The 6,203-nt window shown below is 69.1% G+C and carries 3 protein-coding genes; all 3 read left to right on the forward strand.

Annotation, left to right across the window (positions count from 1 at the left end; genetic code table 11):
* The coding region (locus ABZE72_RS15190; protein ID WP_372729873.1) for a MiaB/RimO family radical SAM methylthiotransferase at positions 1 to 997 on the forward strand (997 nt) is incomplete at its 5' end.
* Positions 998 to 999: 2 nt separating this feature from the next.
* On the forward strand, positions 1,000 to 1,605 hold the full coding sequence (pgsA, locus tag ABZE72_RS15195) for a CDP-diacylglycerol--glycerol-3-phosphate 3-phosphatidyltransferase (RefSeq protein ID WP_372729874.1): 606 nt from the start codon (positions 1,000 to 1,002) through the stop codon (positions 1,603 to 1,605).
* Between the two features lie 153 nt (positions 1,606 to 1,758).
* The coding region (locus ABZE72_RS15200; RefSeq protein WP_372729875.1) for an ExeM/NucH family extracellular endonuclease at positions 1,759 to 6,203 on the forward strand (4,445 nt) is incomplete at its 3' end.

A 6,203-nucleotide genomic window follows, 5' to 3' on the forward strand; every position in this document is an offset into this window, starting at 1 on the left:
CCACGGCCTGGTGCCCACCGCCGACGTCTCCGACCTGGGTCAGGGCGCGCCCGCCACCGGCCCGCGCGCCGTACGTCGCCGGCTGGACGGCGGCCCGATGGCTCCGCTCAAGCTCGCCAGCGGCTGCGACCGGCGCTGCTCCTTCTGCGCCATCCCCAGCTTCCGCGGCTCGTTCGTGAGCCGTCGTCCCAGCGACGTGCTGCAAGAGGCCCAGTGGCTGGCCACCCAGGGAGCCCGCGAGCTCTTCCTGGTCAGCGAGAACTCCACGTCGTACGGCAAGGATCTCGGCGACCTGCGCCTGCTGGAGACCCTGCTCCCCGAGCTGACCGCCATCGACGGCGTGGAGCGGGTCCGGGTCTCCTACCTGCAACCGGCCGAGACCCGCCCCGGCCTGGTCGAGGCGATCGCGAACACCCCCGGGGTCGCGGCGTACTTCGACCTCTCCTTCCAGCACGCCAGCGCCGACGTGCTGCGCCGGATGCGCCGCTTCGGGGACCCCGAGAGCTTCCTCGGGCTGCTCGAGCGGGTCCGCGACCTGGCGCCCGAGGCCGGCGTGCGCTCCAACGTCATCGTCGGCTTTCCCGGCGAGACCGAGGACGATCTGCAGACCCTGTGCGACTTCCTCGTCGAGGCCCGGATGGACGTGACCGGTGTCTTCGGCTACTCCGACGAGGACGGCACCGAGGCCGAGACGTACGCCGACAAGCTGGACGCCGACGAGGTCCGTGCCCGGACCGAGCACGTCACGGCCCTGGTCGAGGAGCTCAACGCGCAGCGTGTCGAGGAGCGGATCGGCGAGCTCGTCGAGGTGCTGGTGGAGACCGTCGAGGACGGCACCGCGGAGGGCCGCGGCGCCCACCAGGGCCCCGAGGTCGACGGCACCACGTCGGTCGAGGGCCTGCCCGCCGGTGCGGCAATCGGCTCCCTGGTCATGGCCGAGGTCATCGCGACCGACGGCGTCGACCTGATCGCGCGCGCGACCGGAGAGGTGCGATGAGCATGACCGAGGCCAAGGTCAGCAACTGGAACCTGCCCAACGCACTGACCACCCTGCGCATCGTCATGGTGCCGTTCTTCGGGTGGGCGCTGCTCGTCGACGGTGGGGACTCGATCTTGTGGCGCTCCATCGCCTACACGATCTTCCTGGTCGCGATGATCACCGACAAGATCGACGGCGACATCGCCCGGGCCCGCAACCTGGTCACCGACTTCGGCAAGATCGCCGACCCCATCGCCGACAAGGCGATCACGGGCATGGCCTTCATCGGACTCTCCGTCGTGGGCGACATCTGGTGGTGGGTCACGATCGTGGTGCTGCTGCGGGAGTGGAGCGTCACGCTGCTGAGGCTCTCGGTCCTCAAGCGCGTCGTGATCGCCGCGGCCGACCTCGGCAAGTGGAAGACGACGTTCCAGGCGCTCGCGCTGGGTGGGCTCACCCTGCCGCTGCGCGACCCCGATCTGCCCGGCTGGCTCGAGCTTCCCGGCGAGGTCCTCTACTACGTGGCCCAGGGCTGCCTGGTGGTGGCTGTGGTACTCACCCTGTGGTCGGGGTTCGAGTTCTTCCGAGGCGTCTGGAAGCAACGGCACAGCGTCACCAATTCATGACGTGAGCGCTGTCAACATTTCCCCATCCGGGATCCGATTCGCGGGATAGCGTGGCGCCGCCAGCGACAGATCCAGCGTCGTCGGCACCCCCTGTGGAGCTCCTCCTGAGCTCGATCACGCAGGCAGCAGCCCTTCCGAGATCCCGGAGTCTCCATGTCACTCTTGCGCAACCGCGCCGTCACGGGGCTCGTCCTCGCTGTCGCCGCATCGGGCCTTTCCGCCCTGCCCTCACAGGCCAATCCCGCCGGCTCCGGCCTCGTCATCAGCGAGGTCTACGGTGCAGGGGGCAACAGCGGGGCGACCTACAACGCCGACTTCGTCGAGCTCTACAACCCGACCGATGCCCCGATCTCGCTGTCGGGCCTCTCGATCCACTACCGGTCTGCCACGGGTACGTCCGGTGGCTCTCCCACGGCCCTCTCCGGCTCGGTGCCGCCCGCCAAGCGCTGGCTGATCCAGATGAGCGCCACGGGCGCGAACGGCAACCCGCTTCCGGCTCCTGACAGCGTCGCCTCGCCGGCGCTGTCGATGGCTGCCGCCGGCGGCCAGGTCTACCTCCTCAACGGGACGACGCCGATCACCACGAGCGGGAACATGGCCGGCAACGCGGCGATCGTCGACATGGGCGGCTTCGCCACCGCGACCAGCTTCGAGACCGCGGCCGGCCCCACGGCGACTGCCACGCAGTCTGCCCACCGCACCGCTGCCGGTGCCGACACCGACAACAACTCGTCCGACTTCACCCTCGGTGCCGTCACCCCGCAGAACTGCGACTGCGCGCCGCCGCCGCCCCCGCCGGGCGGGATCACCCCGATCGCCGAGATCCAGGGCACCGGCACGGTCAGCCCGAAGGCCGGCGAGACCGTCACCACCCGAGGCGTCGTCACCGCTGCCTACCCCGGCGGTGGCTTCAACGGCTTCTACCTCCAGACCGACGGCACCGGCGGCGGCACCGACGCCACCCCCGGCGCCTCCGACGCCCTGTTCGTCCTCGGAGCGGCCGCTGCGGCGACCGTCACCCAGGGTGAGCTCGTCGAGGTCACCGGCGTGGTCAGCGAGTTCTTCGGTCTGACCCAGATCGCGGCCGCCGACGCTGCTGCCATCACTCGCCCGGCCGAGACGCCGGTCGGCGTCACCCCGCTCGCGACGGCGTACCCGACCTCGGACGCCGACCGCGAGGCTCACGAGGGCGAGCTGCTCGCACCCACGAACACCTTCACGGTCACCAACACCTACTCGACCAACCAGTACGCCGAGATCGGCCTCGCCACCGGCACCAAGCCGCTGATCGTGCCGACCGAGGTTGCCGATGCCCAGGACACCGCAGCCGTCAACGCGGTCGTGGCGGACAACGCCGCACGCGCGGTCACCCTGGACGACGGGGCGAGCATCAACTTCCTGAGCTCCGCCAACGGTGGAGCGAACAAGAACATCGCGCTGCCCTGGTTGAGCAAGGAGAACCCGATCCGGGTCGGCGCCCGCGCCACCCTGCACGCTCCGGTGATCCTCGACTACCGCAACAGCACCTGGAAGTTCCAGCCCACCTCGCAGATCACGGGTTCCGGTGCCGCCACGGCGACCTTCACCAACACCCGCGAGAACGCTCCGGCCGCCGTGCCGGGCAACCTGCACCTGGCCACGTTCAACGTGCTGAACTACTTCAACACCACGGGCGTCGCCTTCGTCGCCGCCGGTGGCTCGTGCACCTACTACACCGACCGTGCCGGCAACCGGGTCACGAACAACAGCTGCACCCCCGACGGCCCGCGGGGTGCGGCCGAGGACGACGACCTCGAGCGTCAGCAGGCCAAGATCGTCGCCGCGATCAACGGTCTCGGCGCCGACATCGTCTCCCTGGAGGAGATCGAGAACTCGGTCAAGCTGATCGGTGAGACCGACCGTGACGACGCCCTGTCCTCGCTGGTCACCGCGCTCAACGCGGCCGCCGGCACGACGCGGTGGGCCTTCGCCCCCTCGCCGTCCGCCGCCGACCTGCCGGAGCTCGCCGAGCAGGACGTCATCCGCACCGCGTTCATCTACAACCCGAACACCGTCTCGCTCGTGGGGGCCTCCCAGGTCCTGGTGGGCAGCGCGCCGTTCCACAACGCCCGGGAGCCGCTCGCCCAGGCGTTCAAGCCCAAGGGCACGCCGGACAGCCGGAAGTTCGCGGTCATCGTGAACCACTTCAAGTCCAAGGGCTCCGGTGTCAACGACGGGACCGGGCAGGGCAACGCCAACCCGGACCGCATCGCGCAGGCCCAGGCCCTGGTGACCTTCGCCAACGAGTTCGCCGCGAGCAAGAACACCGACAAGGTCTTCCTGACCGGTGACTTCAACGCGTACTCGATGGAAGACCCGATGCAGGTCCTCTACGACGCGGGCTTCGCGAAGGTCGCCTCGGACGACCCGAACGAGTGGAGCTACTCCTTCGGCGGCCAGTCCGGCTCGCTGGACCACGTCCTGGCCAGCCCTGCCGCCAAGGCCATGGTCGCGGGCGCCGACATCTGGAGCATCAACTCCGGTGAGTCGGTCGCCTTCGAGTACAGCCGGCACAACTACAACGCGACGGACTTCTTCGAGTACAACCCGTTCCGTGCCAGCGACCACGACCCCGAGATCGTGGGTCTGAACATCAACACCGGTGCTGTCGAGCAGGTCCAGATCCTGGCCACCAACGACTTCCACGGTCGGATCCTCAACAACACCAGCAACGGTGAGGCCGGCGCTGCCGTGCTCGCCGGTGCGGTCAAGAAGCTGCGTGAGCAGAACCCGAACACGGTCTTCGCCGCGGCGGGTGACCTGATCGGTGCCTCGACGTTCGAGTCCTTCATCCAGCAGGACAAGCCGACCATCGACGCGCTCAACGAGGCAGGTCTCGAGGTCTCGGCCGTGGGCAACCACGAGTTCGACGCCGGCTACGAGGACCTGATCAACCGGGTGATGGCGCCGTACGACGCCGAGACCAACCCGTACGGCGGCGCCGAGTGGCAGTACATCGGAGCCAACGTCCGGATGAAGGCGACCGGTAACCCGGCCGTCCCCGCTTCGTGGATCAAGGACTTCGGCGACGTCGAGGTCGGATTCATCGGCGCGGTCACCGAGGACCTCCCGTCCCTGGTGAGCCCGGCGGGCATCGAGGACATCGAGGTCACCGACATCGTCGAGGCCGCGAACACGACCGCCGACGACCTGGAGGCCGCCGGCGCCGACGTGATCGTGCTCCTGGTCCACGAGGGTGCGGCCACCACGTCGCTCGCCTCGGCGACCAACGACTCGGCGTTCGGTCAGATCGTCAACGGGGTCGACGGCGACATCGACGCGATCGTCTCGGGTCACACGCACCTGGCGTACAACCACGCGATCACCGTGCCCGAGTGGGTCACCGAGGGTCGCGCCGTCACCACCCGTCCGGTGGTCTCGGCCGGTCAGTACGGCACGTTCCTCAACCAGCTGAAGTACGACGTGAACGCCGACACCGGTGAGGTCGTCGGGCTGAGCCAGGCCGTGCTGAACCTGAAGTCCGGTCAGACCCCGAACTACCCGGTCGACGCCAACACCAAGACGATCGTCGACGCGGCGGTGGCCAAGGCCAACGAGCTCGGTGCTCGCAAGCTCGGCGAGCTCTCGGGCGGCTTCAAGCGGGCCAAGCTGGCCAACGGCACCACGGAGAACCGCGGTGGCGAGTCCACCTTGGGCAACCTGGTGGCCGAGGTCCAGCGCTGGGCGACCCAGGGCTCCACGTCCGGCTCCGCGCAGATCGCCTTCATGAACCCGGGCGGTCTCCGCGCGGACATGGTGGGCAACAACGCCGGCGGCTACCCGGCCGACCTGACCTACAAGCAGGCGGCCGAGGTCCAGCCGTTCGCGAACACGCTGGTCAACATGCAGATGACCGGGGCCGACATCAAGACGGTGCTGGAGCAGCAGTGGCAGCGCGATGCCTCCGGCAACGTGCCGTCCCGCCCGTTCCTGCGCCTGGGGGCCTCGCGCGGCTTCACCCACACCTACGACGTGCTGAAGCCCGAGGGCGCGCGCGTCACAGGGATGTGGTTGAACGGCGTGGCGATCGACCCGGCCACCACGTACTCGGTGACGGTGAACTCGTTCCTGGCCTCCGGCGGTGACAACTTCCGGGCCTTCAACAACGGTGCCAACAAGCGCGACACCGGCAAGATCGACCTGCAGGCGATGGTGGACTACATGGCTGCCTTCGCCGCCACGTCGCCGCTGCCGATCAGCTTCGAGCAGCAGGCCGTCGGTGTCTCGTTCCCGGCCGACGCACCCGCGTCGTACCGCCCGAACCGTGACGACGTCGTGTTCAACCTGTCGTCCCTGGCGTTCTCCAACGCCAGCGACGTCAAGGACGAGCAGGTCCGGGTCACGCTCGACGGTGTCGAGCTCGGCACCTTCGCGGTGAACAACACCATCGGCACGGACATCCGTGACGAGTACGGCACGGCGGCGGTCTCGGTCCGGATCCCGTCCGGGACGCCGTCGGGCGACACGGCCCTGACGGTCACCGGTCTCACGACCGGTACCTCGGTGCCCGTCCACGTGCAGGTGGCGCCTCCGGCGGCCACCGAGGTGGCAGCGACCGC

The sequence above is a fragment of the Nocardioides sp. genome, from assembly GCF_041600255.1.
In the GTDB taxonomy this organism is placed as follows: domain Bacteria; phylum Actinomycetota; class Actinomycetes; order Propionibacteriales; family Nocardioidaceae; genus Nocardioides.

Bases quoted from the DNA above. Each gene is read 5' to 3' on its own strand.
- pgsA (WP_372729874.1), top strand. From the start codon at position 1,000: ATGACCGAGGCCAAGGTCAGCAACTGGAACCTGCCCAACGCACTGACC.